Below are 26,540 nucleotides of genomic sequence, written 5' to 3'. Positions count from 1 at the left end.
TGATCCCAACTCATGCAGCAGCAGCCCCAACAATTTGCCAGCGACAACTACGCCGGAATCTGTCCCGAAGCCTGGGCCGCTATGGACGAAGCCAATCGCGGTCATGAGCCAGCGTATGGTGGCGACCAGTGGACCGCTCGCGCCGCGGAGGCCTTCCGCACACTCTTCGAGACCAACTGTGAGATGTTCTTTGCCTTCAACGGCACTGCAGCAAACTCGCTCGCGCTGGCTTCGCTCTGTCAGAGTTACCACAGCGTCATCTGTGCGGAGTCCGCGCATGTAGAGACCGATGAGTGCGGCGCACCGGAGTTCTTCTCCAACGGCTCGAAGCTGCTCATCGCCTCATCGGCCGATGGCAAGCTCACGCCTCATGCCATTCGCTCCATCGCGCTCAAGCGCACCGATATTCACTTTCCCAAGCCACGCGTGGTCACCATCACGCAGCCCACCGAGACCGGCGAGCTGTACACGCTCGCTGAGATCCAGGCGATTTCGGTGGAGTGCCGCGAACTTGGGTTGAAGCTGCATATGGATGGCTCGCGCTTCGCCAACGCCTGTGCTTCGCTGGGCTGCACGCCCGCAGAGGGAACGTGGAAGTCCGGTGTCGATGTGCTCTGCTTCGGAGGCACCAAGAACGGCATGGCCGTGGGCGAAGCCGTCATCTTCTTCGATACGAAGCTCGCCGAGGACTTCGACTATCGCTGCAAGCAGGCCGGGCAACTCGCCTCGAAGATGCGCTTCCTCGCCGCGCCCTGGGTCGCCATGCTCGAGAGCGGCGCCTGGCTCCGCCACGCCGCGCATGCCAACGCCTGCGCGCAGGACTTCGCGCGCCACGTCGCCACATTGCCGGGCATTGAGCTGATGTTCAAGGCGCAGGCCAACGCAGTCTTCCTCAAGCTGCCGACTGCTGTCGCCGAAGGCCTGCGTGAGCGTGGGTGGCTCTTCTACACCTTCATCGGAGGCGGAGCACGATTCATGTTCGCTTGGGATTCCTCCCCGGAGCGTGTTAACCAACTGGTGGAGGACCTTCGCGCATTGACCTCATAGCCCACCGTACAACGCTGCACGGTTTATCTAGAAGCTGTACCGCAGTCCAACCTCGACGCGTCGCCCCGGATCGCTCGCATAGGGTCTCCCGAAGAGCGGAGATCCCAGCACGGAACCCACGGCCGTTGTGTTCAGGTGGTTCAGCACGTTCGAGCTGCGCAGGTTCACCGCCAGCGTCTGCGGATGATCGGCCTTCGCGTTCTTCGTCAGGTTGAAGGTCCTCTGCAGGTTCGTGTCGAGGTAGAAGGTCCAGGGCATGTCGCCTTTGTCGCGCGGGAGCGATCCAACTCCACCGGAAGCCACCAGCTCACCCCACGGAGTGTTGTAGCCGCACGGCGTCGCCTTCGGACTCACTGCGCACAGCGGCGTCCCGGCCACAGCATACTGTGGGCGATCGTTGAAGTTACCATCCCCGTTGTTGTCGAAGCCCGTGGTCACGTTGTACGCCTGCAGACCGGTGCCGTTGTAGTTCGCGGTAAAGATCACCTTCTCCGGAAGATGCAGCGTGGCGTTGCCGAAGATCTGCCACAGGCCCTGGTTATCGCGCCGGGCATACTCGCCGGCATTCACACCGGTGGTCTGTGGGCTGAAGTACTGGTTGTCATCGGTGTCGTCCACGATATCCACGCGCACCGCACCGGCAAAGAACTGCACCAGCTTCAGCGACTGGTTCGTCAGTCCCATGAAGACCACGTTGCCATAGCCGCGGCCCGTCCCTTGCATTTGCAGGATGTTCAGGTTCGGTCCATACGGCCGCGGCCCCGTGGGCAGCCCATTGGTTGGTGAGTTGATGTTCTCCGAGCGCGCGTAGTGCCACATCTGCGTAATGTAGTAATCGCCCGAGAGCGTGAACTTCTTCGGCAGTGTCTTGCTGAAGCCCAGGTTCTCCATCCCCCAATACGTCTCGGGGAAGTTCGGCTGCAGCCTACGAACCGTGTGGACCACGGTGCCGGTGGTCAACGGCTGGCAGCTGCCAGGGTCGAAGGTGCCCGTGCATGTCGGCGTATAGACCGTGTTGATGCTGCGGTCCGTGCCGTCGGAGAAGACCATCGTCTCCCAGCCATGCGCTCCGTAGCGGCCGGAGAACAGCCCCACATGCGCATGCAGGTTCCACGTCGCCTTCTTGTCCGGCGTGTAGGAGAGGCCGAAACGCGGCTGCACCGCTGCCGTGATCCGCGGCTTCTCCTGTACGTAGTAGCGCAGGCCCGAGGCAAAGTGCAGGTTCGGTCGGATGCTCCAGTCGTCCTGCACATAGAGCGCATTGCGGAACTGCAGGACTTCGACGTAGGGGTTACCCGTAGTGCTGTTGTAGCTGGTGGGAGAACCCTCAGGTAAGCCGTTCGATGTTCCGGCCAGGGCGTTCGAGTACTGCTGGATGCCGGTAATTGTCTGCCCCGTAGAGGTCGTCCCGCCGCCGAAGGTATACACGCCGTTGAAGTTGGTCGGCAGATAGGTGTTCAGGTGGACGAACTCGGGCTGGATTCCGATCTTGAGCAAATGGGTTTTGGTCTGGATGATGATGTCGTCGATGATCGAGGCCCAGATTTCGTGCTCGTGCGCGGCACCCAAGGCTGAACCGCCTTTGGTGATCGCGCCGGCGACGGCGATTTGCGGCGCTGTGGAGTTGGGGGTGTAGGTGTAGCCATCCCACTCCATGCCAATGCGGCCCTCATGCATGATCTTCGACGAGATCGTAGTCGCCAGCGTCAGGTGCAAGTTCTCGTCGTACTCCTTGCGCTCGTAGCCGGCCTCTGGGAGCGTCGTGCCTCCCACGCTGAAGTTCGGGCGATCGTTGCTCCAGTGATCGAAGCTCGCAATGAAGGTGTTCTTAGCGCCCGCCTGCCAATCGGTCTTCAGGTTGCCGATCCAAAGATGCTGTGGTGCGGCGACGGTCTCGAGAATCGGCGTCTGCGTCCCCGCTGCATCGATGTCGACGGCGTTCACCACGGCTGAGTTGGAGATATCGCGGTGCTCCAGTGAAGTGAAGAAGTCAGAGCCCTTCTTACGGAGGGGTCCCGTGAGCTCGAAGCCATAGCGCTGCTTGCCGAGTGAGGCTGGCGCAGTCGAGAACGGGTCACGGGCATTCATCCAGGAGCTGGAGTTCGTCATGAACAGCGCGCCATGGAAGGCTGACTGGCCGGGCTTCGTGTAGACCTCAATGCGCCCGCCGCCGAAGGGTGGGTTCCGGTATTCGGCGGAGAACAGATCCGGATTCACCTTGATGTACGCGATGGAGGACTTGGGCGGCAGGTGGGTCCCGCCTTCTCCATTGTCGAAGCCATCGACCGCGACCGTGGCGCCCGATGGCGACCCTCCGGCGGCTGCAGCCAGCTGCTGCAGCTCGCGGAGCAGGTCATCCGGGTCATCGGCGAGCGAGACCAGCTGTTTGCTGGTAATGGTTTGCGACGGGCCGCTGGAGGTCGTAGACTTCGTCGCCGCGGTGTCGCTGTCGTCCACCACATCCACAGTCGTCTCCACCGAACCCGGCTGCAGGATCAAGTTCAGGTCCGTGGTGCGCGGGGTGGTGACGCCGGTATCCAGCGGGGCGAAGCTCTCGGCGCTCAGGTGCAGCTTGTGGCTTCCCGCCGGCACGCAGGCGATGCGGTAGCGGCCGTCCGAGCCGGAGACAACAACGCTGCCGCCGTCCAGGGTCACCTGAGCGCCAGGAATGATGGCGTCCGTCGTGTCGCGAATAAATCCGGTGAGTGGGCCACCCGTGACGCAGGCCGATTGCGCGGTCGCGGTGTGCAGAACGCAGGGGATCGTGAGCGCCGCAAGGCAGGCGGCGGCAGCGGAGAGTCGCATGGGGTCCTCTGGGGTTTGGAGCCGCAGGGTTTCGTCCGCGGCACTACACGCTATAACGAGGCTGCGGTCGAGCAAGGATGCAAAATGTTGCCGCAGAAGTCAGAAGTGATGAGTCGATCGATGGGGGTACGCAGGCGAGGCAACGATGGTTCCCACAGCCGCCGAACGTGCCCCTCAAGTTAATGCCTCTGGCGGCAGCGTAGCCCGCAGGGCGATTTGTAATGCGGGGACAGCGGCATCTCAGCGGTCGACGCCCATCCGCTATCGTCTGATTCGAGCAAGATACGGGCGAAATACACAAGGCCGGTCAGCGAAATCGAAATACCGCCGTGGCGGCGGAATCCCCATAATCGACTCGCATGCGCGATATTCGCCGCATCTTCTTGAATAAGGACTACTTCGGTCCTATATTCGATTCAGCAGTCGTCAAGCGCCTTCTGGCCAAAGACTGCCGCCCAAGAGGCGTAGCGCAATTCGTCTGGCATACCGGGTCCAGAGCGTTCGAAAGAAGAATTCCGTTGACCGACTTCAAGACCTTCCGCACTTCCTGTCTCCCTGCCGTCTTTTCCTCTTTGCTTGTCATGCCAGCCTATTCGGCCACTTCCGCCGCGGTGCCCGCCCCGGAAGCGAACTGCTCTATCTCTACCGCAGCCGTCCCGGTGATCACAGCGATCCACGTCACCGACCTCACTGGTGCGATGATCGGTCGCGCGGAGCTCGAAGCCCGCTGCGGCGTCACCGCCGTCACCGGGATCTCCGGCAGCGACGGCGAGACTACCCTCCGTCTACTCCCCGGCGACTACGTGCTTACTTCGCGGGCTCCGGGATTCGCCCCGGCCAACGTTACGATCCACGTTCCCTCGTCCGCGCCGCTCGAGGTGCAGATGGAGGTCGGATCGGCTACAGATACGGTCAACGTCTCCGGAGACAGTGGCTTCGTGCCCTTCGCCTCCAACGCCGGGTCGAAGACGAACGCGCTGCTGGTTGAGGTCCCACAGTCCATCTCCATCGTGGGCCACGAAGAGATGGACGCCCGCTCCGTCACGACCGTCAATGAGGCGCTGCGCTATACCCCGGGCGTGCAGGCCGACGAGTACGGCACGGAACTTCGCTTCGACTGGCTGAAGATTCGCGGATTCGACGCCCAGACCTTCGGCATCTTCCGCGACGGGATGCGGTTCAACTCCCTCTCCGGCAAGCTCGATCCTCTGGAGCTGGACTCGGTCGAAGTGCTGAAGGGGCCCAGCTCCGTGCTGTATGGCGAGATTCCTCCGGGAGGCCTGATCAACCAGGTCACCAAGCGGCCAGAGGCTGAGCGCAGCACGGTGGTGGAGGGCCAGTTCGGCTCCTTCGATCGCCGCCAGGGCTCGGTCGACACAACCGGCTCGTTCGACCGCGCGGAGAACTTCCGCTATCGGCTGCTGGGCCTGGTGCGCAACAGCGGAACCCAGACCAACTACACGCCCGATGACCGCCGGCTGATCGCGCCCTCGCTCACCTGGCACCCGGATGATCGTACGAATCTGACCGTGCTCGCCGATTACCAGCACGACCGAACCCGCTGGAGCCAGTTCCTTCCCGCCGAGGGCACGCTCTACAACACCAACCCCAACGGCATCATTCCGGTGAACACGTTCCTCGGCGAGCCTGGGTATGACAACGTGTCCCGCAACCAGGGTTCGGTGGCGTACACCGGCGATCATCTCTTCCAGGATGGCTGGAACGTGCACTCCAACTATCGCTACCAGTACATCGACCTCAAAGCCCAGACTATCGCGGGCAATGGCCTCGACGGCACGAGCACCACGAACGTCTCACGCTACCTCTTCGCCACGCCGAACACGAACCGCTTCAACACGGTCGATACGCGGGCTCTGCACCGCTTCAGCACGGGCAAGTGGGAGCAGACGGTACTCTTCGGCTACGACTACCAGCACATCGAACAGCGCGCCACCAGCTACTACCTCTTCGGCGTCAGTGATCTGAATATCTACAATCCCGTCTATGGTCAGGCGACGATCCCGACCGGCGCACCCTACCTCAATAACAACAGTCTGCTGCAACAGCATGGCCTGTACGCGCAGGACCAGATCAAGTATCGCGGTCACCTCATCTTCACCCTGGGCGGCCGGCAGGACTTCGCGAAGAACGACATCACAAGCTTCCTCTCCAGCACAGGCAACTTCTCGCATCTCGACGAAAAGTTCACCGGGCGCGTGGGTGTTTCCTATCTCACCGACTTCGGAATCGCTCCGTACTTCGCGTACTCCACCAGCTTCCTGCCCAACTCCGGAACCTACGTCTACAACCCAACGACGGGACTCTCGACGACACCAGCGGTTCCATCAGACGCTCGCCAGATTGAGGGTGGCGTAAAAATCCAGCCGCGCGGCTCCAACAGCTTCTTCACCGCCTCTGTCTTCCAAATTAACGAGACGAACGTGCTGGTCGCCGACTCTAGCTTCAACGAGCATCAGGACGGCGAGGTGCGCTCCCGCGGGGTGGAACTGGAGGGCATCGCCAGCCTCTCGCATGGTCTCAACTTCCACGCCTCCTACACCCACACTGCAACCACCGACCTGAAGGACGTTACAACCACGAACATCGGCAACTGGCTGCCGCAAACCCCCAGCAACCAGGTCGGCGCCTTCGCGGACTATACGCAGCGGCGCGGAAGATTTGCTGGCTTCGGTGGGAACTTCGGCGTGCGCTTTGTCGGAACTAACGCAGCGGATGCAGCCAACAGCTTCTTCATCCCGAACTACGCGTTGCTCGACGGGGCCCTACGCTTCAGCTACCGCCACACGGAGTTTGGGGTGAACGCCACCAACCTGACCGACAAGCGCTACGTCGCGACATGTACCGGTCTAAATGCCTGCTACTACGGCTATGTGCGCAACGTGATCGGAACCGCGAAGTATCGGTTCTAATCGACGAAGTGTCTGTGCTGCGCACCTTCGTTCACCATCCCCGCGAGCTATGGCTGCGCAGGGCGCTCTTCCAGGTTCATCTCTGGGCGGGCGTCCTGCTCTCGCTCTATGTTGTGGTGATCGCGCTGACAGGCTCGATCCTTGTTTTTCGGGCTGAGCTCACGAGGCTGACACTTCCGCGCAACCTGCGGGTGTATGACGCTACGCGCGAGATCCCGCTCCAACAGGTGGTCGATCGGTTCCAGCTCGACTACCCGGGCGCGAAGCTGGCGAGCCTGCAGACAACCTCAGAGCAACTACCCGTCTTCGTGCTCACCGGAACCGACGGCAGCCAACGACCGCTCACGTTGCTGGCAGATCCTTCCACGGGAGCGCTCATACGTCAGACCCGCACATGGCTGGACTGGGTCTATGACCTGCATGTCTACCTCCTGCTCGGCAAGAGCTATGGCATGCAGGTCAATGGCATTGGCTCGGCGCTGTTGCTGCTGATCACGGCAAGCGGCCTCTATCTGTGGTGGCCGGGCGTGAAGCTCTGGACGCGCGGCCTGCGCATGAGCTTCAAGCACAACTGGCGGCGCATCGCCTACGACGCGCACAACGCCATCGGCTTCTGGACGCTGCTGCTCGTCACCTGGTGGGCTGTCTCAGGGGTGTATTTCGGGTGGTACAGGCAGGTGACCGCGGTGGTGTCCGCGATCTCGCCGCTTCAAGGCATGCGTTCGCCATCACTTCCACCAATGCCTTCCAGTGCTGCAATACGCACGACACTCCCGGAGATCCTGGCGTCGGTGGAGCACGCTTCCCCCCACGGTCACCTCTTCAGCCTCAGCGACCCTGAACTCACCGGACCTACGGTATATGCCCTGGTGGACCGCCGCGCCCCCGGCGACTTCTCTCACCGCGACATCGTGACGATGTCTACTCAAGACGCACGCGTCCTCACAGTCTGGCACTACGGGGAAAACCACACCCCAGGCGATTGGTTCCTGTGGGCGATGCACCCTCTGCACTTCGGTACTCTTTGGGGGCTCGCGTTTAAGTCGCTGTGGGCGCTGGCGGGCGTCGCGCTTGCTCTCCTTAGCATTACGGGTCTGCTGACGTATTGGAACCGCTTCTTGCGTCACCGCGTCCACGCACGAACTTGAGCGTAACGGCTTGCGTCAATCGCCTGACGCAGCGGTCTTGGGGTTTGGGATGCAGGCTGACGCCGGTTTCGCCAGACCTCCCGGCCACCAGTTCCAATCGCCTGCGACGCACAGCAGTGCCGGACCAATGACCATGCGCACCAGCGTGGCGTCGATCAGCACGGCGATCGCCAGCGTGAAGCCGATCATCTTCACCACCAGGAAGTTGCCGAAGGTAAACGCCGCAAAGACCACGATCATGATCGCGGCGGCGCTGGTGATCAGCCCGGCCGTGCGGGCCAGCGCCTCGGGAATCGCCTCGTCTTCGCTCAGTCCGCTTCGCCGCGCCTCCAGCACGCGGGCGACGAGGAAGACCTCGTAGTCCATGCTGAGCCCGAAGACGATGGCGAAGGTCACAATCGGCACCAGGGGGAACACGCTCCCCGTACCGCCTGGGACACCGAGCAACCCACTGCCGTAGCCCTTCTGAAAGACCAATACCAGCGCACCGAAAGAGGCAGCTACAGAGAGCAGGTTCAGCACGATGGCCTTGACCGCCGCGAAGACTGAGCGGAAGCCGACCAGCAAAGCCAGCAGCGTGCCAATCACGACGAGCTCCGTTACCGGCAGAAATCGGTTGGCGATGATCGTCTGGTAGTCGCCGTTCAGCGCAGGAATGCCGCCGATGAGCAGCGTCGATCCGGCAACTTCGGTCAGCGCGGGACCGCCGGTCCTTCGCACCTCGCGCACCCAATCCACCTGGTCGCGAAGGGAGACTGAAGTCTTCGGCAGGACCTCCAGCAGCGCTGCATGTCCATCGCTGCTGAGAAAGGTGCGCCGCGTCTCGCGTGAGATGTTGGAGAGGTACGAACGGTCGCCGCCCGCAAGGGTCGTCAGCGAGATCACGCGCTCGGTGCGAGGATCGCTCGCCAGCAGCTTGCTCGCGCGGTCCACCGCAGCCCACCCTTCATCGCTCTCCGCGATGGATTCGTTCGGCAGCTCAACGATCACGCGCATCGACTGCACGATGCCCGCCCGGTCCATGCCTTCGAGCGTGTGCAGAGCGTGCACGGACTCCGCAGTTTTAGGAAGCCAGTCCCCCTTCGGCAGACTGGTGTCCAGCTTCGTCGCCTGCCAGCCGAGAGCCAGAAGAGGAGCTCCCGCCAGCACCATCGCCAGCCATGGATGAGCGACGATGCCCTGCCCCCATCGACGCCAGCGCCGCCCGACGTTCTCGTCGCTGCAGGCATCCATCCGCGGCCGGAACGGCAAGCGGCCTGCGTCGATGCGCCGGCCAAGCAGTCCCAGCGCCGCTGGCACCAGCGTGTTCGCCATCAGCACGCTCGTCGCCGCGACAAGGCATCCGGCAACGCCGATGGAGCGGATCTCGCTAATCGGGACGGTGAGCAGGGCAACGAAACCGATAGCGACGGTGGAGGCGGAGATCAAGAGAGTGCGGCCCGCGCGCTTTGCTGCGATCAAGGAAGCGGCCGGGCCATCGTGGCCGGCGGCGATGGCCTCGCGAAATCGGCTGACCATGAGCAGCGTGTAGTCGATGCCCAGACCAAGGCCAAGCATCGTCGCGAGGTTCTGCACCAGGATCGAGAGGTGGAAGCGCGCGGCGAGCAGGGCGGCGATTGCCAGCGTCGTCGCAATGGCAAGCTGCCCCACCGCCAGCGGAATCAAGGCGGCAACGAGACTTCCGAAGGCGAGCAGCAGAAGCACCAGCGTTGCGGGGATCACCAGGCTCTCGCTGTGCTGCACCTCCTCCGCGCTGGCTTTGCGGATGTCGAAGTTCAGCGGGATCTCGCCGGTGAGCTCGAGGCTGATTTTCGGATAGCGTGGCCGGAGTTGGGCCGCGAGTGACCTCGCCTGCGCCGAGAGCCCCGGGACCAGCGACTCAACAGGGCCATCAGGCGACGCGAGGCCGATGACGATGTACGTCCCTCCGCCCTTGCCGAGGAAGAGCGAATCATGCAGATCGAGGTACGAGACGACGCCGGAGACGCCGGGCTGGTTCTTCAGCCCATCGACGATGCTTGAGAGCGCCTGTGCGCCGGCATCTGTATCCGCCGCCGGCAACCCCTGGACGACCAGCACCACCTGGTCCACAAAGGGCGAGTGGAAGCGCGTCTTCAGCTCCTGCACGACGGTTTGCGCGTCGCTTCCCTCCACGCGCGTGGCCGTCTCGAGGTGGCGTTCCGAATGGAAGGAGAATGGAAGCAGCGAAAGCACGCCCGCGAAGACTACGGCGGCAATCCAGAAGCGTCGCGATGGCTTGAAACTCATGATGGTCGACAAGGGGCCCGCGCCCAGGTTCTAAGACGGCGACTACTGTTACGGGGGCTACGGGAGCAAAGCAGATCAGCGCGGGCAACCGAAACTGGCCCTCCCGCCTCGTATCTGAGGGCTTCGTAACGAGGTCAGGATACACCGTGTTCGCTCTCACGCTGCGGGCTCATCCGCGTCTGCTACATTGTGGGAACCGCGCCGCGGTAGAGGAGGAATCATCCCTAAGTTTTCGACATTCCGATTGGCGGTAGGTGCGCTCGTGGGCATGCTCTGCGTGGCCTCTGCGCAGGGCGCCGATCCTCGCGCAGGCGCATGGACACTGGTCTCCGCGCAGTCGTCGCTCGACCCCGCCGATAAGCTGACCATCGTCTCCGCGAATGGAACCGTGCACGTTCTCATGACCGGCGAGACGCACCTCGAATTCACCGCGAAGGCCGATGGCAAGCAGACTCCCGTGCCCGCGAATCCGATGTTCGACCAGATTCAACTTCACCGCATCAACAAGAAGCAGGTCGCGGTCACCGAGAAAAAGAGTGGCGCGGTTGTCGCGACGATCCACGACAGCCTCTCGAAGGATGGCAGCGAGCTGACCCTCATCACGTCACGCCCCGGGCACCCCGACCAGACCACTGTGTGGACGCGCACCACGCCTGGCAAGGGCTCGCCGGATCCGTTTGCCGGCGACTGGACACAGGACGTCAGCAAGACTCGCCTGAAACAGGGAATGAATCTCACCATCGATGCCGTCGGGACCGATGGCGTGCGTTTCGCAGGAGAGTACAGCTATACCGCGCACTTCGATGGCAAGCCGTACGACGTGAAGAACTCGCGCAACGACAGCGTGCAGCTGGCGATGGCCGACGCGCATACGGTCGATGCGACCTATCGCCGCGATCAGCAGATTGCGCAGAAAGATCGCTGGGCGGTAGCAGCCGACGGGAAGACGATGACGCTGACCAGCTCGGGAACCCTCGAGACCGGCCAGCACTTCACCGAGAAGCTCGTCTTTCAGCGCAAGTAGCCAGCCATAAAGAGATTGCGCGGCATCAAGGCAAAACGGCCCACCGCGAAGGTGGGCCGTTTGCTATGGGTAAGCCTTCGATCAGTCGGCTGGGACTGCAGCATCGACCTCACGCGGCGCCACCGAGATGATGCCTTTGCGGTGCATGAACTTCAGGATGCCGTTCACGGTGTCCTCAAGCGTTGGATCCGGCTGTCCCCGCTTGGAAGCATCGCGGGCCAGCTGGTACGTCGAATTGTCGTAGCGCTTGAACTCCATCGCGGTGATGTTGTCCACCGAACCCACCAGGAAGTCCAGCAGCGGGAAGAGCAGGTCTTCCTTGCGGCAGCGCCGGATCAGCTCCGGCACGAAGTCATCCACCGCGAAGGCCTCGAACTGCCTTCCCGTGGACTTCGTGATGAGGTTGGTGATGTCCATCATGTTCGCGTAGTCGTCACGCACGATGTGGTACGTCTTGTTAGCTGTATCCGCTGTAGTGGAGATCGCCACAATGTTGTTCGCCACGATGTCCGCGGGGACAAAGCTCACCTGGTTCAACGCATCGACGCCGATGCCGTGGTTGACCATGAAGGCAACCAGGCGCACGGCGATATCGAAGTTGTTGCCACCGCCATCCACCGAGGGACTCACCAGTGCCGGACGGAAGATGCGCGTCGAGAGGCCCTTGCTGCGCGCATCCGCGACCACCTGCTCCGCGACCCACTTGGTCTGGCTGTAGCCGAAGTCCAGCAGCTCGAGCTTCTCGTTGAAGTCCGTCTCCCAGAGGACGTCTTTCGTTGCCCAGCCAAAGACGAACGTCGTCGAAACGTAGTTGAACTCCTTCGGCCGGCCTTCGAACGCAAGCCGCAGAACTTCGTTCGTTCCCATCACGTTCGCATCGCGCATGCGGTCGTAGTTGAAGAGGTAGTTCACGGTCGCGCCGTTGTGGAAGATGGTGTCGCACTCGCTTGCCAGAAAATCCCACGCGTCCTGGGGGAGACCGAGGCTGGGCTGCCCGAGATCGCCGCACAGCGGCGTCACGCGAGACTCGAACATCTGCATCAGCGAGTGACTGCAGGCTCCCATGGAGTCCATGGCCCCGCGGAGACGCTGCTTGCCCTGCTCATCGTCCGACGCGCGCACGAGTACATAGATCCTCGCCGTCGTCTGCTCCAGCAGGCTCTTGATGAGGAACGGTCCGATAAATCCTGTGCCGCCAGTCAGCAGCACATGGTGCGGTACGGGCACCTTAGGAACGGGCAGCGGCACGGGAGGATCGAAGACCAGCTTGCGGTCCTCGCTCATCATCTTTCGCTCGGACTCGCGCTGCTCTTCGCGGAAGGCATGCAGCGAGACGCGCAGATGCTCCAGCGCCTCTTCCGGCGCGCTCTCCAGCTGCTCGGCGAGCTGGAAGAGCTCCGCGACGCTGACGCGCTGGATGACGCCGATGTCCACCTGCCGTGCCAGCACGTCGGCGCCCTTGTCCTTCAGCAGCTCCTTGATCTCGTGCATGAAGACGACGAGGTCAAGCGAGTCGAGACCGGCATCGACGAGGTTGTAGGACTCGTTGCCCGTGAGGTTGTAGCGGGCCTTCAGTTCGTCGAACGGGGTCTGCTTCTCGCTACCGCAGGTGGCTCCCGCATCCTTCTCGCGCGAGAACTCGTTCAACACCTTGAACTCGCCGGCCACCCACATCTGCTTGGCCTTGTGGCGCATGATCTTGCCGGAGCTCGTGCGCGGAATCGCACGCGGCGCGATAAAGGAGATCAACGCTACCTCGACGTTGAGGAAGTTGCGCACCGCCTGCGCGATCTTGCGCGCGTCGGGCAGCTGGCTCGGGTTCTTCACTTCGGCCACAATCGCCAGCGCGGGTTCGCTGTCTTCATGGATCTGGAAAGCCGCGACGCAGTGCGTGCGGATGAGCGGCGAGGCCCGCTCTACAACGCCTTCGATGTCCTGCGGATAGTAGTTCTGCCCGCGCAGGATGATCATGTCCTTGATGCGGCCGCACACGAACAGCTCTCCATCGTGGAAGAAGCCCATGTCGCCGGTGCGGAGAAACCCATCGTCGTACGGCGTGTCGTCGGTGAGGCGAGCGCGGAACTGCTTCAGGGTCAGCTCAGCATTGTTCCAGTAGCCGACGCACTTGCCCGCACCCGCGATCCAGATCTCGCCGATACGGCCGTCCGCCAACGCATTGTGGAGCTCCGGCTCCACGATCCGGACGTCCATGCCGTGGAGCACTTTCCCGCAGCTGACCACCTTCGTGGACGAGCCGATCTCTGAAACCTCGGTCGAGAGTCGCGCCCTCCCCATGGCGAGCGCCTGCTTGCTCACGGAAATGATGTTGCGCCCGCCCATCGAAACGGCCAGCGTGTTCTCGGCCAGGCCGTACGCCGCATAGAAGGCCTCGGCATGGAGGCCGTAGGGCTGGAACGCCTCGAGAAAACGGGTATACGTGTCGGCCTTCACCGGCTCCGCCGCGACCATGAGGACGCGCAGCGAGCTCAGATCGCACAGCTCCAGGCTTTCCTTTGGGATGCGCCCAGCGCGCAGGCAGTATTCGTACGCGAAGTTTGGAGCAGCGGTCGCCGTGGCCTTGTAGGTGCTCATCGCGTCGAACCACAGCACCGGCCGCTGGATGAAGTCTGTTGGTGAGAAGCCGTAAGTGGTGCCGCCGCGCAACGCGGGATACAAGTAGCAGCCGATCAAGCCCATGTCGTGGTACTGCGGAAGCCAGGAGACGACGATAGGCGAGACGTGATCGATGACCAGCGGTGCGGTACGCAGGATGTTCTCGTGCGTCACCATCACGCCCTTGGGCTCCATCGTGGAGCCGGAGGTGTATTGCAGGAAGAGGATTTTGCCGGGAGTCGGGAAGGAATCCTCGCCAAGCTCATGCTCGAACGCTTCGGTGACGAGCCACGGCATTCCGGAGATGTAGTCGACATCGACGCCCGAGGTCGCGACGCCGCTGCGGGCGAGATTGATCTTCAGGGCAGCGTGGTACTCGCTGCTGGTCAGCACGCCGGCGGCCTGGCAGTCCTTGGCGATGTGCACCATCTTGTAGAGCGCACTCTGGAATCCGCGCGAGCTGGGCGGATACACGGGAACAGGGATCAGGCCGGCGCGGACGCATCCAAAGAACGCGCAGATCATCTCCAGCCCGGGAGGGTACGCAAGCAGGACACGATCCTCTGCAGCGAAACGCCCATCCTTCAGCAGGTGGCCGGCGATCGCCTTGGTTCTCGATAGGAACGAGGCATAGGTGTAGCTCTCGAGCGTGTTGCCATTCAAGTCGAGATAGGAGAACAGGAGCTTGTGCGGATGCTCCCCTCCCAGCCTGTCCAGTTCATCTAAGATCGACGCCATAGTAGATCAGCAAAGCCCCTTCGAGCGTTGAATGGTTAGACCTGAGCCGAAGTATTGCCGCATCTCACCGCTTTCCGTATTCCAATGCGCCTTCCGAAAATTGACGACTGAGGTCTGCAGGCAGTCCTGAGCCAACAATAAACAACTCTTCGCTTCAGCAGGGCAGACGTCCGGACGGGGTCCGGGGTTTCCGGGTGCTGATCAACTCATTCCATTCGTGTGCAGTTATCCGACCATGCTAGCAGAGAGAAGATCAAATGCTACGCGCCCGCGTCGCCCTGCGGCGGGAGGCACGCCATCTTTCGTCAAGGGTGAAACACCTTGATCCGTGCTCGCTTCCAAGCTACGATCAGCACTTGTAGCCTCGCTGGGCCGCGTTTTTGGCCCAGGTGGGCTTGAACCTCCCATTCGGGAACAATGACCACGCTCAACAGGATTGCGGAGGCGGTTGTGACGCATCAGTCCGTGACATTCCCCCTCGCTACTGCGGTCGCGCCGACTCCCGTGGAGGATCTCGTACCCCACGACACGGTTCCAGAGGCGGCCACCCTGGGCGATCCATCCTTCCCCAAGGTACTGCGCCGTCGTCTGGATCGCTACTTCGCCGATCAGAACCTTTCCCCTAAAGCCAATCGAATGATGTGGATCAAGATTGGCGTTGGACTTGCCGTGCTGGCAGGTAGCTGGGCGGCGATCTACGCCCTGCGGCCCGGCGCCACGTGGTTCGTTGGTCTCTATCTTCTCGGGGGACTGGCCCAGACCTTCCTCCTGCTGAACATCGCACACGACAGCAATCACAATGCCATTTCGTCGACCGCCTCCGTCAACAAGGCGCTCAATTACGTCTTCGACGTGTGCGGGATCAATTCGTATATGTGGCGCATCCTGCATCACCGCGGCCACCACTCCTGCGTCAACGTGCATGGCGAGGACGATGCTCTGACGGGCCGAGGCCTGCTCCGGTTTACGCCGCATGAGCCGCTTCGCCCCATGCAGCGCTTCCAGCATTTCTACGCCTTGTTTCTCTACGCGGTCTTCTCGTTGGACTACGTTTTTGTTCGTGACTTCGAATGCTTTTTCAAACCCGGGCACGATTACCTCTCGCGAACCAAGCACCCCGCACGCGAGTACGTCATTCTCTTCGTCGGCAAGGCCTTCTACCTCATCTATATGCTCGTGCTGCCGGTGCTTCTGCTCGGAAAGCCAGTGCTGCTGGTAGCCGCAGCGTTTCTGCTGGTGCATCTCATCGTCGGCCTGAGCGTGGCGCTGGTCTTCCAGACGACGCATACCGTGGACAGCACCTACTTTCCGCAGGGCCGCAACGAGTTCGAGAACGGGGTGTATCACATCTTCGCGACGACTGCCGACTACGCCACGACGAGTCCCATGGTCGGCTGGCTTACGGGCGGCCTGAATCATCACGTCGTGCATCACCTGTGCCCCTTCGTGTGCCACACACACTACGCTCCGTTGACCAAGATCGTGAAGGAGACGGCAGCGGAGTTCGGCGTGCCCTACCGCCAGCATCCCACGATGACGCGCGCGATCCGGCACCACCTGATACTTTTGAAGCAATTGGGCGACGGAACCTGGTCCTGAGTCCCACGGTCGCTTTGACCTGTTTGTTCTGATCTCTGATCCCAGTCCCCACGTACGGCTGCAAGGCAAGTCGCCCGCGCTTCGCCCAACCGGCAGCTACCGTACCTGCGGCGAGGTGTGACGTTGTCCGCATCGATTCCTGCTGTCTCCCGGCTCCGCTCCTTCAAGGATTCGCCCGCCATGGCGCGAAATCCTGTCACTGTTCTCCAGACCTATACCGAGACCCACGGCGACACCTTCCGTTTTTATCTCGGCGGGCTGAAGGAAGCCATCGTCACGACGGCTCCAGCCGTCATCGAGCACGTCCTCAAGACCAACGCCGCGAACTACCAGAAGTCCGAGATCCAGGTGAAGCGGATGGGTCACTTCCTGGGCAAGGGATTGCTCACCACCGAAGGCCAACCCTGGCGCGACCAGCGCCGCCTCATCCAGAAGGGCTTCGCTCCCAAACAGCTCGAGGCGCTCACCGCCATCATGCAGGACTCGCTCACGGACTCCTTGCAGGAGTTCGACCGCCGCATCCAGGACGGCCCGGTCGACATCTATCCGCAGCTCATGGAGATGACCTTCGCGATGGTTGCCCGGTCGCTCTTCGGCGCACGGCTCAAGCGCGAAGACATCGACCTTGTCAGCCATACCATCTGCACCGTGCAGGAGTTCATCGTCCGGCAGACGCTGCAGCCCTACATGAACCCCTGGTTTGCCGTCTCCGGCGAGTTGAAGAAGCACGAGGACATGCGGGTCCGCGCCGATAGTGTATTGCTCGAACTGATCAAGGCTCGTCGCACGCAGCCGCCTGGAACCGATCTGCTCCAGAGCCTGATGGACGCCCGCTACGCCGACGGCGAAGGCATGAGCGACGAGATGGTGCTGAGCGAGAGCATGCAGCTCCTCGTCGCCGGCCACGAGACCTCGTCGAATGGCCTCTCGTGGATCCTTTACCTGCTGAGCACGCGGCCCGACTGTCTCGAGCGCGTCCGTGAGGAGTTCGACTCCGTCCTCGGCGACAACATGCTCAGCCATGGCGATGTGATGAAGTTCCCCTTCACCAGCCAGATCATTCAGGAGTCGCTCCGTCTCTATCCGCCCTTCTGGATGATCGATCGCATGGCCATCAACGAGGATCGCATTGGCGATGTCGTCATCCCCGCCGGCTCCATGGTCATCGTCTACGTCTATGGCGCGCACCACGCGAAGAGCCGTTGGGAGGACGCGGACGTGTTCCGGCCGGAGCGCTTTGTCAAGGAGAACGAGAAGCTGCGTACGCCGTTCACCTATCTTCCCTTTGGTGGCGGTCCGCGCGTGTGCATCGGCAACCAGTACGCCATGCTGCAGATCTTGATGATCCTCAGCACGCTGCTCCGGCGCTATGACTTCGAACTCACGCCGGGGCAGGATATCGAAGAACGCGCGATGGTGATTCTGCGTCCGAAGAACGGCATCCGCATGAGCTTCACCAAAGCCATGGCGGCCGAGCGCCACGCTGAGCCCGTCCCCACCGGGGTCTAAGCGAAAAGGCCCCAGGCGGCTCGGCTCGCGTGTTCGCACGCTGCCCGCAGCGGATGAGCTGCCGGAATCCCGTGGCGATGCGATACACTGCTCGGCAAGCTTGCAATCAAGGTTGTCCCCCGGGGGGCGCTACGCGTTCGCGTATCGCGGTCCTCCTCTATATCTGCCCGTCCCTTCATGCAGAGTTGCGCCGAAGATCCGTACCAAAGCCTCGCGGAATCCAAGTTTCTGGAGTGACTATGCGCCATCGGTACCTCGCAGCATGCCTTATCGCAACCGCCGGAATCAGCGGCTGCTCGAAGCAGGCCGCCAAGCCGGCTGCTACCGCCTCGGTTCACAAGCTCGGTATCCGCCCCTATGGCGACGAGACCGTGAAGATCGACACCAGCAAGATGCCCGATGCCGAAAAGAAGGCCTTCGCGTACATCGACGAGCACATCGACGAGCATGTTGAGAATCTGCAGAAGTGGATTCAGCAGCCCAGCATCTCGAATAGCGGCGAAGGCATGCAGGAGTCGCCCGAGATGGTGAAGGGCTTCTTCGACAAACTTGGCTGCCAGAAGACGCAGATCAACGACGTCGGCATCACCAAGTGGGGCCAGCCTGGCAACCCCGTTGTCTACGCGGAGTGCAATGAGGGCGCGCCCAAGACGCTGCTCGTCTACTGGATGTATGACACCATGCCGGTCACGCAGCCGGAGCTGTGGGTCGCTCCGCCGTTCGAGGCGCGCCTCGTAGACGGCAAGACCGCTGGCATCGATCCCGGGTTCAAGAAGGTGCTCATTGGCCGCGGCGCAGTCAACTCCAAAGGCCCGGAGATGACGCAGTGGAACGCCTTCCAGGCCATCAAGGCGGCTAATGGCAAGCTTCCGGTCAACCTCATCGTCATCGCCGAGGGGGACGAAGAGCGCATGTCGATGGGTCTCAACAAGTTCGTAACGACGCACCCGGACCTGCTGAAGCGAGCCGACGCGATGCTCATGTTTGGCGGCCAGAACGGTGCGCGTCCGGCGTCGATCATGGGCGCTTCCGAAGGCCTGATGTACATCGAGCTCACCACGAGCGGCACGGCCTGGGGCCGCGGCCCCACGGTCTCGGATATCCACGGCATCTTCAAGCGCTCCACCGATTCACCGGCGTGGCGGCACATCACGATGCTCGGAACACTTATCGCCAAGGACGGCAATAGCGTCAACATCCCCGGCTTCTACGACCACATCAAGCCCATCGATCCTGAGACGGATAAGAAGCTTCACGAAGCCGCGGCCAAGGCTGACCTCAAGAAGATGGCGGACGCCGTCGGCGTAGCCCGCTTCAGCTCCGACGATCCCTACCAGGTGCTCAAGGCCTCCAGTTTCGGCACGGCCTTCAACCTCGATGGCATCTGGGGCGGCAACATGTATGCCGGCGGCTCAGGAGCTATCCTTCCCAACAAGGTCACCTCGAAGCATTCCATCCGCTACGTGCCGGACATGAACAGCGGCGACCTGCTAAAGAAGATCCGCGCGCATCTCGACAAGCAGGGCTACAAGGACGTGCAGCTTCGCCTCATCGGCGACCAGCCCTGGTCCTCGATGGACTTCGACACCGACGTGGCCCACTCGGTCGAGCAGATGTTCGACAAGTTCGGCATCAAGTGGAATCCTCCGCTGAGCAAGACCACCACGATGGACGCTGAAGACACCAATATGGGCGGCGCGTGGCCCGGTTATCTCTTCACGAATGGCAAACAGGGCGATCCGGGCACGACGCCCATCGGACTCCCCATCGCCGGCGGCAGTGCAGGTTACGGTGGCCGCGCGCACGCAGCCAATGAATTCTGGGTGATCGAGGGTTCCGGCAAGGTCTACGGCATGGCCGGAGCGGAGAAGTCCATCGTCGACGAACTCTACAACTTCGCCAACACCACCACCACGCCTCCCAAAGGCGGGCTCAAGTAAGCAGAAATCCGAATCAAATCGGCGTGGCACAGTGCTCCTGTGCCACGCCGGTGTTTTTGCCGAATGCTAATTGGGTCGATTGACGCTCTCTCCAGCGATCGCGGAGACCTACGAGAACAACCCAGCCGGCTTCTCCGTCAATGGCTCTCCTGCAGTTCCCTGCTGGCAGCTTGGGCAGGACCGGGCGTGGATGTCGCAGCCGTTGGAGCCGTACTCGTGGCTGCATCCGCGGCACTTCATCCGGTAGATGATCTGGCCGGGAAAGGTGGTCGAGCGGGCACCGGTGCGTTCCACCACCTGCTGGCCCTTGGCATTCACGAAGCCTGGCACGGTGGTGCGGGCTCCCAGCGAGGCTCCGCCAGTTGGCCGGCGCTCCTTGCCGCGGTATGACGTCAGCTTGAGACCCAACTTCGCGTGCTCCTTCTCGGGTCGCGGCGGGGCCTGAAGGGCCGCCGCGAGGCGAGGCGTCATCGCCCCGGTTCCCCTTCGTACACTATGCCCGAGGTGCAGGTGAAACGGTGCGCACCCGAAATGGGGCCGCCAAGTTGACTCCCTGGGCCGAGACGCATCCAACTGCGCTGCAACCAGTAAGCTGGAGCCTGTTTGGCGACCATCATCCACATCGTCGTGACGCTGGTCGTGGCCATCCTGCGCGCGTTTGCGAGCGCATTGCTGCTGTTGTTCTCCCGCGCCGCGCTGGCAGTCCTGGCGCTGTTGGGTTTGGTCGTGGTGGCGCTGGGAGTCACGGGAACGCTGGGTGCGAGCATCCGCCGCCACCGCGATTGAGAATCTGCTGGGTAACGTAAGACGCGTGCCTCGCCGCCAGTGTTTACGCGCCCCCCGGACAACCAGACTATCTTTTGCCATCAAAGCGAGAGTTCTGCGGACCGCGACATTCTGCTCCGAGCCGCATCTATAAGAGCAGAGGATTTTGCGGCATGAACCGGATCATCACTACATTTGCAGCACTGGCGACGCTCTCAGCGGGCGTTGCGTTCTCTCAGGACTCGAACCTTAGCGCCACACAGGATCAAACGCCCGCGCCGATCGAGCGCAGCTATGCGCCCGCGGCGGCGCAGAATATGCAGGTCCCAGGTGGTTACGCTCCTGGTGAAGGCGCTCCTCCACCCCAGCGCCGCATGCAATATCCGCGGCTGAACAACACGACGGTCGCCCCTGGCGTGTGGCTCCGGACCACGGGGACCACGCACACCGAGACGCTGAGCGCGACACCCGACAAGGTGGAGATTCGCATCGATCACGGTGTGGCCAATCTGAACATCCATCATCCGGATCATCGCCCCCAGATTCTTGTGGACCTTCCCGGCGGACAGACGGCGGTGCTCAAGGACGGTCTCTACACCTTTAACGCCGACACGAATACCGTACGCACGTTGAAGGGTGAGGCCGAAGCCTATTCGGGAACGAACGCCTCAGCGAAGCCCGTGAAGGTGAAGGAAGATCATGCCCTGACCTTCGGCGGCGAACTGCGCGCAACGGAGTTTGCTCCCTTCGACCTGCGCGGGGACCTGCTGCCCGGTGCGCAGCCCGAGCAAGCTGAAGCTGGTTACGGCTATGGGGGATATGGCGATGGCTTCTATCCCGGCTACGCCTATGGCGGCTATCCCTACTACGGCTATGGCTATGGGCCGTACTGGGGCGATCCCTACTGGGGATGGGGCTATCCGGTTGGAATCGGTTTCGGCTTTGGCTACGGCGGCGGTTTCCGAGGTGGGTTTGGCGGCGGCTTCCACCACCGCTAAGTCGTAACGGACATGGCACTTCACGACGCGTCTTGCACGCACGGCCCGGAACTCTCCGGGCCGTGTGTGCGTTGTGGCAGCCAGAAAGACATCTGTAGCCCGTCGAATGCAGCGGGTTTGTTGCACGTATTCCGGGGGCGAATCTAAGGACAGGCACGCGATCCCGCTCTCGTACCATCGGTAGGTGACGCAAAACCCCGAGACCAAGCCCGCGCTTCAGCGCCTGGACGGCATCGATGTGCTGCGCGGCGTTTCCATCCTGGCTGTCATCCTGCTGCACACATGGATTCGCTTTCATGTCGCTGCCGTGCGGCTGGGGACCAACTGGAATCCGCTGCTGGCGCACCTCGTCTTCCACAACGGAGGCAATGGCGTCACCATCTTCTTCACCGTCTCCGGCTTCCTGATCACACTCACATCACTGCGGCGTTTCGGTGCGCTTGGGGCGATCAGGCCCGCAGTCTTCTACCGCATACGCTTCGCGCGCATCATGCCGCTGCTTCTGCTGCTGCTCGTGGTGCTCAGCGTCATGCATCTGGCCAAGGTGCCAGGGTTCGTGATCGACCCGAAGATCGCCACGCTGCCGCGCGCGCTGTTCGCGGCGCTCACCTTCCATCTCAACTGGCTCGAGACTGCGCGCAACGGCTATCTCCCCGCCGTCTGGACCGTCCTGTGGTCGCTGTCGATCGAGGAGATGTTCTACCTCTTCTTCCCGCTTGTCGCCGTCGGGTTGATGCGGCGATGGAGCGGGGGAATCCGGGTTTGGCTGCTGCTTGCGCTCGCGTTTGTGATCGTTGGACCATGGGCGCGAGTCGTCTGGCCTGCGAACGACCTCGCGGCGGAGAACTCCTATCTCGCCGGGATGAGCGATATCGCCGTGGGCTGCATCGCTGCAGTCTTCCTGAACTGGTTTCTGCGCTACAAGCTCATCGTCAGCCAGACCTGGCTGAAGATTCTGCAATTCTCCGGCGCGGCCCTCATCGCGCTCATCTCCATTTGGCCGAAGTCGAGCGTGCTGCACCTGCTGGGGGCAAGCGGCACGGACGACACCCTGCTCTCGGTCTCCACCGCGATGGTGATGGTTGCCGTCACCCTTCGCGTCTGGCAGAGCCCGGAGGAGCAGCCCCGCTCACGCTGGGCTGCGCCGCTGCATGCGCTCCAATGGTTCGGGCGCCACAGCTATGAGCTGTACCTCTCGCACGAATTCGTGGTGATGGCCGGCGTCGCCCTCTTCGCGCACTTTTATCCCACACCGCACGGTGTGAAGCTCAACCCCGCGCCCCATACAGCGATCACGTTCTATGTGGTCGCTATCGTCGTCCTCACCGCACCTCTGGGATGGGTGCTCAACAAATACTTCGCGGAGCCGCTGAACCGCAGGCTGCGGGGAGCAGCGCCGGCGAGAGCTTAGAGACAGTAGACAGTGCGTGGCACTTGCTACTGTCTACCCCCTACTGTCTGCCATTAGCGGCCGATGACAAGGATCTTGAAGGTGTCGGGAATCATCGGAGCGCGGGGAGGCCGTCCGCCGGGCGTGGCGGGCGCGGTTGGTGCGCCGAACTCCGCGGTGACGGTGATGATGTGGCCAGTCTTCGCGTCCAGTGTCAGGGTCCTCGCGCGCACTGCCGTCGTCACAGTCTGCTCGACGGCAAAGGACGTCGGAGAGCTTTCCTTGACGATGGTCAGCGTGCCGTCGCCCTGCGTGCTGAAGGCCTCCATCGTCGCGGGGTTGAAGGCCGCGCCATCCGAGCCAACGCCGGTAGGCAGGGCGGTGAGGATCTTGCCGTCGGCCGCATGCACGATGATCATGTTGTTCTTCTCGCGGCAGGTCGCGAACAGAATCCCGTTCTTCGCGTCCATCGCGAGGCCAGCGCAGCCCCCGCCGGCGCTCGAGACATCGATGGTGCGCAGCACCTTCAGGCTCGCGGTATCGACGACGGCGATGCTGCTCTTGTCCTCGATGTCGATGTAGAGATGCCCCTTGCCGTCGAGGACGGACTGCTCGGGCGCTCCGCCTAGATCAATGGTCCCGACGATGGCTCCATCGGCAGCGTTCAGCACGGTGACGTTGGGCGCGGAGTGGCTGAGGATGTAGATGTGGTGCGTAATGGGGTCGGCGAGATAGCCGTCGGGATTGCCCTGCACGTCGAGCGAGGGTTTGAGGACGGCAAGCGTCTTCGTGTCGAACATGGCGACGCCCTCACTGGTGGCAAATCCGTGATGCGAGGCGTCGTCGATCGCGACGCCGTGCGCGTTGATCCCGGGGATCACACCGATCTCGGCGAGGGTGTCGAGGTTGTAGACATGGATGCTGCCTGCCGACCCGGACCGCGCGACATAGAGACGGCGCTCAGCGGAGTCGGCCGCGACGTAGTCCCAGCTTCCCACGCCCCCCACCTTCAGGGTCTGAAGAACCTGGTAAGGGCCGCTGCTCTGGGCCAGAATTGCCGGGGCGGAGACGGCTGCGAGGAGCCCGAGGACGGGGGCGAGGAAGTTGTGGCGCATGCGCGAAATTATCCTCCTGCGAAGCTGAAGACGAGATGAAGATGTCTTCAGGAAGCGATAGGAGGCCGCGCTTGGCGTGGACGGCCGTCTTCCTCTTGCAGGAGATCGAGGAACGCGTGTTGCTCTTCGCGGAGAAAGCGGCGCGCGTCCGTCGGCGTGAACCAGGCGCCGCGGTCGATCTCGGGGATGGTTATCTGTTCGCCGGAGCGCGGTGGCCACTCGACCTCGCAAGTGTTGCTGACGAGCAGCGCCGGGTCGCAATCACCTTCGAACGCCCACGCGAGCACGGTCTTGCCACTCTTTTGCCGGATGGAGCCGAGTTCGAGGAAGGGCGGATGCGGGATGAAGCCGGTCTCTTCGGTGAATTCGCGGCGGGCTGCTGCCAGCGGCTCCTCGTCATCGAGGTATTCGCCCTTGGGAATCGTCCAGGCGCCTTGGTTTTTCTTCGCCCAGAAGGGACCGCCGGGATGGACGAGGAAGACCTCGAGGCCCCCCTCGCTGCGGCGGTACATCAAAAGACCGGCGCTTTGTTTTTTGCTCTTCATTCGTCGAGGGTTGTCCTTTGCATCCTGCGAACCCACATCTCAGATTCGAGACGTGGGGCACCCCGGCTTGATTGCCAACGATAAGCGCGTCAGCCGAGCGATTCACGTTGTGGGCGCGATCGATGATGAGGATTCCGCCGATTGTTGGCACGAGTGGACGGGCAAGTCCTTCCGGCTCATTTCGCGCAAACCAGCCGCCTCGAAAAGCCGGAACCGGAGCAACTACTCCTCGCCCACTTTGAGGACGGCGAGGAAGGCTTCCTGCGGGATATCTACCTTGCCGATGCGCTTCATCCGCTTTTTGCCTTCCTTCTGCTTGTCCAGCAGCTTGCGCTTACGGCTGATGTCGCCGCCATAGCACTTGGCGATGACGTTCTTGCGGATGGCCGTCACGGTCGAACGCGCGATGATCTTCGAGCCAATGGCCGCCTGGATGGCGACCTCGAACATCTGGCGCGGGATCAGCTCGCGCATCTTCTCGACGAGCAGCTTGCCGCGGTCGTAGGCGGAGTCCCGGTGAACAATGATGGAAAGCGCGTCGACGGGATCGCCGCCGATGAGGATGTCCATCTTCACCATCGGCGAGACCCACGTTCCCGCCAGGTGGTAGTCGAGCGAAGCGTACCCGCGCGAGACGGACTTGAGGCGGTCGTAGAAGTCGAGGACAATCTCGTTCAGCGGCAGCTCGTAGCTGAGCATGACGCGCGTCTCGGAGACGTATTCGATGTTCTGCTGGCGGCCGCGTTTGTCCTCGACCAGCTTCAGGATGTTGCCGACATACTCTTCGTTGGTGAGAATCTTGGCCTGGATGACGGGTTCATCGATCTGCTCGATCTCCGAGGGATCGGGCCAGCGCGAAGGGTTGTCGACGATGCGCGTGGAGCCGTCGGTCATCGTGATGTTGTACTGCACGCCGGGCGCGGTGATGATGAGGTCGAGGTCGTACTCGCGCTCCAGGCGCTCCTGGATGATCTCGAGATGCAGCAGGCCGAGGAAGCCGCAGCGGAAGCCGAAGCCGAGGGCGACCGAGGACTCCGGCTCAAAGTTGAAGCTGGCGTCGTTGAGGCGCAGCTTCTCGAGCGCATCGCGCAACATGCCGTGCTCGTGGGAGTCCACCGTATAGAGGCCGGCGAAGACCATCGACTTGATGTCTTCGAAACCGGGGAGAGCCTCCGCACAGGGGCGGTCGACGTGGGTGATGGTGTCGCCCACCTTCGTGTCAGCCACATTCTTGATCGTTGCCACGAAGAAGCCGACTTCGCCTGCCGAAAGCTCTTCGAGCACAACCGGCTTGGGCGTCATCACGCCGATGGAATCGACATCGAACGTCCGGCCATTCGACATGATTCTGATCTTGTCGCCCTTGCGGATCCGGCCGTTAATGACGCGCGCAAGGATGATGACGCCCTTGTAGGGATCGAACCAGCTATCGAAGATGAGCGCCTGCAGCGGCGCTTCCGGATCTCCCTTGGGAGGCGGGATGAGGTGTACGACAGCTTCGAGGATGTCGGCGACGTTGAGGCCAGTCTTGGCCGACACGCACACCGCATCATCGGCAGGCAGCCCCACCGATTTTTCGATCATCGCCTTGGTCCGCTCGATGTCCGCTGACGGGAGGTCGATCTTGTTGATGACCGGGATGATCTCGAGGCCGTTGGAGATGGCGAGATAGGCATTGGCGAGGGTCTGCGCCTCGACGCCCTGCGAGGCGTCGACGACGAGCAGCGCGCCTTCGCACGAGGCGAGCGAACGTGAGACCTCGTAGCTGAAGTCCACGTGGCCGGGGGTATCGATGAGGTTGAGCTGGTAGATCTGCCCGTCGTCCGCCTTGTAGGCCATGCGGACGGTGTGGGCCTTGATGGTGATGCCGCGCTCGCGCTCCAGGTCCATCGCGTCCAGCACCTGGGCCTGCATCTCGCGGGAGGTGAGGCTTCCCGTGATCTCCAGCAGGCGGTCGGAGAGGGTGGATTTGCCGTGGTCGATGTGCGCGATGATCGCGAAATTTCGGATGTGGCTTGGGTCCATGCTTTTTTGCTTCGGGGCGAGGCAGAGAGTGCGCGAAACGCGCGAAAGGCCTCGAATCTCTAGGCTAACAGAGCGAGCGCC

17 protein-coding genes are annotated in these 26,540 nt (G+C 62.3%); 10 read left to right on the top strand and 7 right to left on the bottom strand.

Annotated features, from left to right (window positions below):
• The first annotated feature begins 12 nt into the window (after window positions 1–12).
• Window positions 13–1,047, top strand: coding sequence for a threonine aldolase family protein (locus tag AC5E6W_RS14850; protein WP_491753094.1), 1,035 nt, complete (start codon window positions 13–15; stop codon window positions 1,045–1,047).
• A 27-nt stretch (window positions 1,048–1,074) separates the two neighbouring features.
• On the opposite strand, the gene AC5E6W_RS14845 is transcribed toward AC5E6W_RS14850, so the two are convergent.
• Window positions 1,075–3,852: a TonB-dependent receptor gene (locus AC5E6W_RS14845; protein ID WP_491753093.1), complete on the bottom strand. Its 2,778-nt coding sequence runs from the start codon at window positions 3,850–3,852 to the stop codon at window positions 1,075–1,077.
• Window positions 3,853–4,433: 581 nt separating this feature from the next.
• On the opposite strand from AC5E6W_RS14845, the gene AC5E6W_RS14840 reads away from it, so the two are divergent.
• Both AC5E6W_RS14840 and AC5E6W_RS14835 read left to right on the top strand, forming a co-directional pair.
• A complete protein-coding gene (locus AC5E6W_RS14840) occupies window positions 4,434–6,782 on the top strand; it encodes a TonB-dependent siderophore receptor (RefSeq protein WP_491753092.1) in 2,349 nt (782 codons plus the stop codon).
• Between the two features lie 14 nt (window positions 6,783–6,796).
• Window positions 6,797–7,930, top strand: coding sequence for a PepSY-associated TM helix domain-containing protein (locus tag AC5E6W_RS14835; RefSeq protein ID WP_491753091.1), 1,134 nt, complete (start codon window positions 6,797–6,799; stop codon window positions 7,928–7,930).
• Window positions 7,931–7,945: 15 nt separating this feature from the next.
• On the opposite strand, the gene AC5E6W_RS14830 is transcribed toward AC5E6W_RS14835, so the two are convergent.
• The gene (locus tag AC5E6W_RS14830) at window positions 7,946–10,198 is read right to left on the bottom strand and encodes an MMPL family transporter (RefSeq protein ID WP_491753090.1); all 2,253 of its coding nucleotides are present in this window, start codon (window positions 10,196–10,198) and stop codon (window positions 7,946–7,948) included.
• Window positions 10,199–10,466: 268 nt separating this feature from the next.
• Here AC5E6W_RS14830 and AC5E6W_RS14825 point away from each other — a divergent pair, with 268 nt between their 5' ends.
• On the top strand, window positions 10,467–11,222 hold the full coding sequence (locus tag AC5E6W_RS14825) for a hypothetical protein (protein ID WP_491753089.1): 756 nt from the start codon (window positions 10,467–10,469) through the stop codon (window positions 11,220–11,222).
• 81 nt (window positions 11,223–11,303) lie between these two features.
• Here the strand turns inward: AC5E6W_RS14825 and AC5E6W_RS14820 are convergent, their stop codons facing one another.
• Window positions 11,304–14,573 carry a thioester reductase domain-containing protein gene (locus AC5E6W_RS14820; protein ID WP_491753088.1) on the bottom strand — a complete coding sequence of 1,090 codons (3,270 nt, stop codon included), beginning with the start codon at window positions 14,571–14,573 and terminating at the stop codon, window positions 11,304–11,306.
• Between the two features lie 417 nt (window positions 14,574–14,990).
• On the opposite strand from AC5E6W_RS14820, the gene AC5E6W_RS14815 reads away from it, so the two are divergent.
• From AC5E6W_RS14815 to AC5E6W_RS14805, 3 genes are all read left to right on the top strand, one after another.
• Complete coding sequence (locus AC5E6W_RS14815) at window positions 14,991–16,172, top strand: fatty acid desaturase family protein (RefSeq protein ID WP_491753087.1); 1,182 nt, start codon at window positions 14,991–14,993, stop codon at window positions 16,170–16,172.
• 180 nt (window positions 16,173–16,352) lie between these two features.
• A complete protein-coding gene (locus AC5E6W_RS14810) occupies window positions 16,353–17,681 on the top strand; it encodes a cytochrome P450 (protein WP_491753086.1) in 1,329 nt (442 codons plus the stop codon).
• Window positions 17,682–17,920: 239 nt separating this feature from the next.
• Window positions 17,921–19,621, top strand: coding sequence for a M20/M25/M40 family metallo-hydrolase (locus AC5E6W_RS14805; protein WP_491753085.1), 1,701 nt, complete (start codon window positions 17,921–17,923; stop codon window positions 19,619–19,621).
• A 108-nt stretch (window positions 19,622–19,729) separates the two neighbouring features.
• Here AC5E6W_RS14805 and AC5E6W_RS14800 read toward each other — a convergent pair whose 3' ends face one another.
• Window positions 19,730–20,092 carry a hypothetical protein gene (locus tag AC5E6W_RS14800; protein WP_491753084.1) on the bottom strand — a complete coding sequence of 121 codons (363 nt, stop codon included), beginning with the start codon at window positions 20,090–20,092 and terminating at the stop codon, window positions 19,730–19,732.
• Between the two features lie 132 nt (window positions 20,093–20,224).
• Between AC5E6W_RS14800 and AC5E6W_RS14795 the strand changes: the two genes are divergently transcribed.
• The 3 genes from AC5E6W_RS14795 (at window position 20,225) to AC5E6W_RS14785 (ending at window position 22,795) form a co-directional block, all read left to right on the top strand.
• Window positions 20,225–20,407, top strand: coding sequence for a hypothetical protein (locus AC5E6W_RS14795; protein ID WP_491753083.1), 183 nt, complete (start codon window positions 20,225–20,227; stop codon window positions 20,405–20,407).
• Between the two features lie 152 nt (window positions 20,408–20,559).
• Window positions 20,560–21,384: a hypothetical protein gene (locus AC5E6W_RS14790; RefSeq protein ID WP_491753082.1), complete on the top strand. Its 825-nt coding sequence runs from the start codon at window positions 20,560–20,562 to the stop codon at window positions 21,382–21,384.
• Between the two features lie 184 nt (window positions 21,385–21,568).
• On the top strand, window positions 21,569–22,795 hold the full coding sequence (locus AC5E6W_RS14785) for an acyltransferase family protein (RefSeq protein WP_491753081.1): 1,227 nt from the start codon (window positions 21,569–21,571) through the stop codon (window positions 22,793–22,795).
• A gap of 53 nt (window positions 22,796–22,848) precedes the next feature.
• Here the strand turns inward: AC5E6W_RS14785 and AC5E6W_RS14780 are convergent, their stop codons facing one another.
• The 3 genes from AC5E6W_RS14780 to lepA all read right to left on the bottom strand — a co-directional run bounded on the left by AC5E6W_RS14780 (window position 22,849) and on the right by lepA (window position 26,459).
• The gene (locus AC5E6W_RS14780) at window positions 22,849–23,889 is read right to left on the bottom strand and encodes a YncE family protein (protein ID WP_491753080.1); all 1,041 of its coding nucleotides are present in this window, start codon (window positions 23,887–23,889) and stop codon (window positions 22,849–22,851) included.
• Window positions 23,890–23,936: 47 nt separating this feature from the next.
• Complete coding sequence (locus AC5E6W_RS14775; RefSeq protein ID WP_491753079.1) at window positions 23,937–24,434, bottom strand: NUDIX hydrolase; 498 nt, start codon at window positions 24,432–24,434, stop codon at window positions 23,937–23,939.
• 222 nt (window positions 24,435–24,656) lie between these two features.
• Window positions 24,657–26,459, bottom strand: a complete 1,803-nt coding sequence (gene lepA / locus AC5E6W_RS14770; RefSeq protein WP_491753078.1) for a translation elongation factor 4 — start codon at window positions 26,457–26,459, stop codon at window positions 24,657–24,659.
• Window positions 26,460–26,540 lie beyond the last annotated feature (81 nt).

This window comes from Bryocella sp., assembly GCF_058498515.1.
This window is presented reverse-complemented; position numbering and strand designations above follow the sequence as displayed.

Bases quoted from the DNA above. Each gene is read 5' to 3' on its own strand.
- AC5E6W_RS14850 (WP_491753094.1), top strand. From the start codon at position 13: ATGCAGCAGCAGCCCCAACAATTTGCCAGCGACAACTACGCCGGAATC.
- AC5E6W_RS14845 (WP_491753093.1), bottom strand. From the start codon at position 3,852: ATGCGACTCTCCGCTGCCGCCGCCTGCCTTGCGGCGCTCACGATCCCC.
- AC5E6W_RS14840 (WP_491753092.1), top strand. From the start codon at position 4,434: ATGCCAGCCTATTCGGCCACTTCCGCCGCGGTGCCCGCCCCGGAAGCG.
- AC5E6W_RS14830 (WP_491753090.1), bottom strand. From the start codon at position 10,198: ATGAGTTTCAAGCCATCGCGACGCTTCTGGATTGCCGCCGTAGTCTTC.
- AC5E6W_RS14825 (WP_491753089.1), top strand. From the start codon at position 10,467: ATGCTCTGCGTGGCCTCTGCGCAGGGCGCCGATCCTCGCGCAGGCGCA.
- AC5E6W_RS14820 (WP_491753088.1), bottom strand. From the start codon at position 14,573: ATGGCGTCGATCTTAGATGAACTGGACAGGCTGGGAGGGGAGCATCCG.
- AC5E6W_RS14815 (WP_491753087.1), top strand. From the start codon at position 14,991: ATGACCACGCTCAACAGGATTGCGGAGGCGGTTGTGACGCATCAGTCC.
- AC5E6W_RS14810 (WP_491753086.1), top strand. From the start codon at position 16,353: ATGGCGCGAAATCCTGTCACTGTTCTCCAGACCTATACCGAGACCCAC.
- AC5E6W_RS14805 (WP_491753085.1), top strand. From the start codon at position 17,921: ATGCGCCATCGGTACCTCGCAGCATGCCTTATCGCAACCGCCGGAATC.
- AC5E6W_RS14800 (WP_491753084.1), bottom strand. From the start codon at position 20,092: ATGACGCCTCGCCTCGCGGCGGCCCTTCAGGCCCCGCCGCGACCCGAG.
- AC5E6W_RS14790 (WP_491753082.1), top strand. From the start codon at position 20,560: ATGAACCGGATCATCACTACATTTGCAGCACTGGCGACGCTCTCAGCG.
- AC5E6W_RS14780 (WP_491753080.1), bottom strand. From the start codon at position 23,889: ATGCGCCACAACTTCCTCGCCCCCGTCCTCGGGCTCCTCGCAGCCGTC.
- AC5E6W_RS14775 (WP_491753079.1), bottom strand. From the start codon at position 24,434: ATGAAGAGCAAAAAACAAAGCGCCGGTCTTTTGATGTACCGCCGCAGC.
- lepA (WP_491753078.1), bottom strand. From the start codon at position 26,459: ATGGACCCAAGCCACATCCGAAATTTCGCGATCATCGCGCACATCGAC.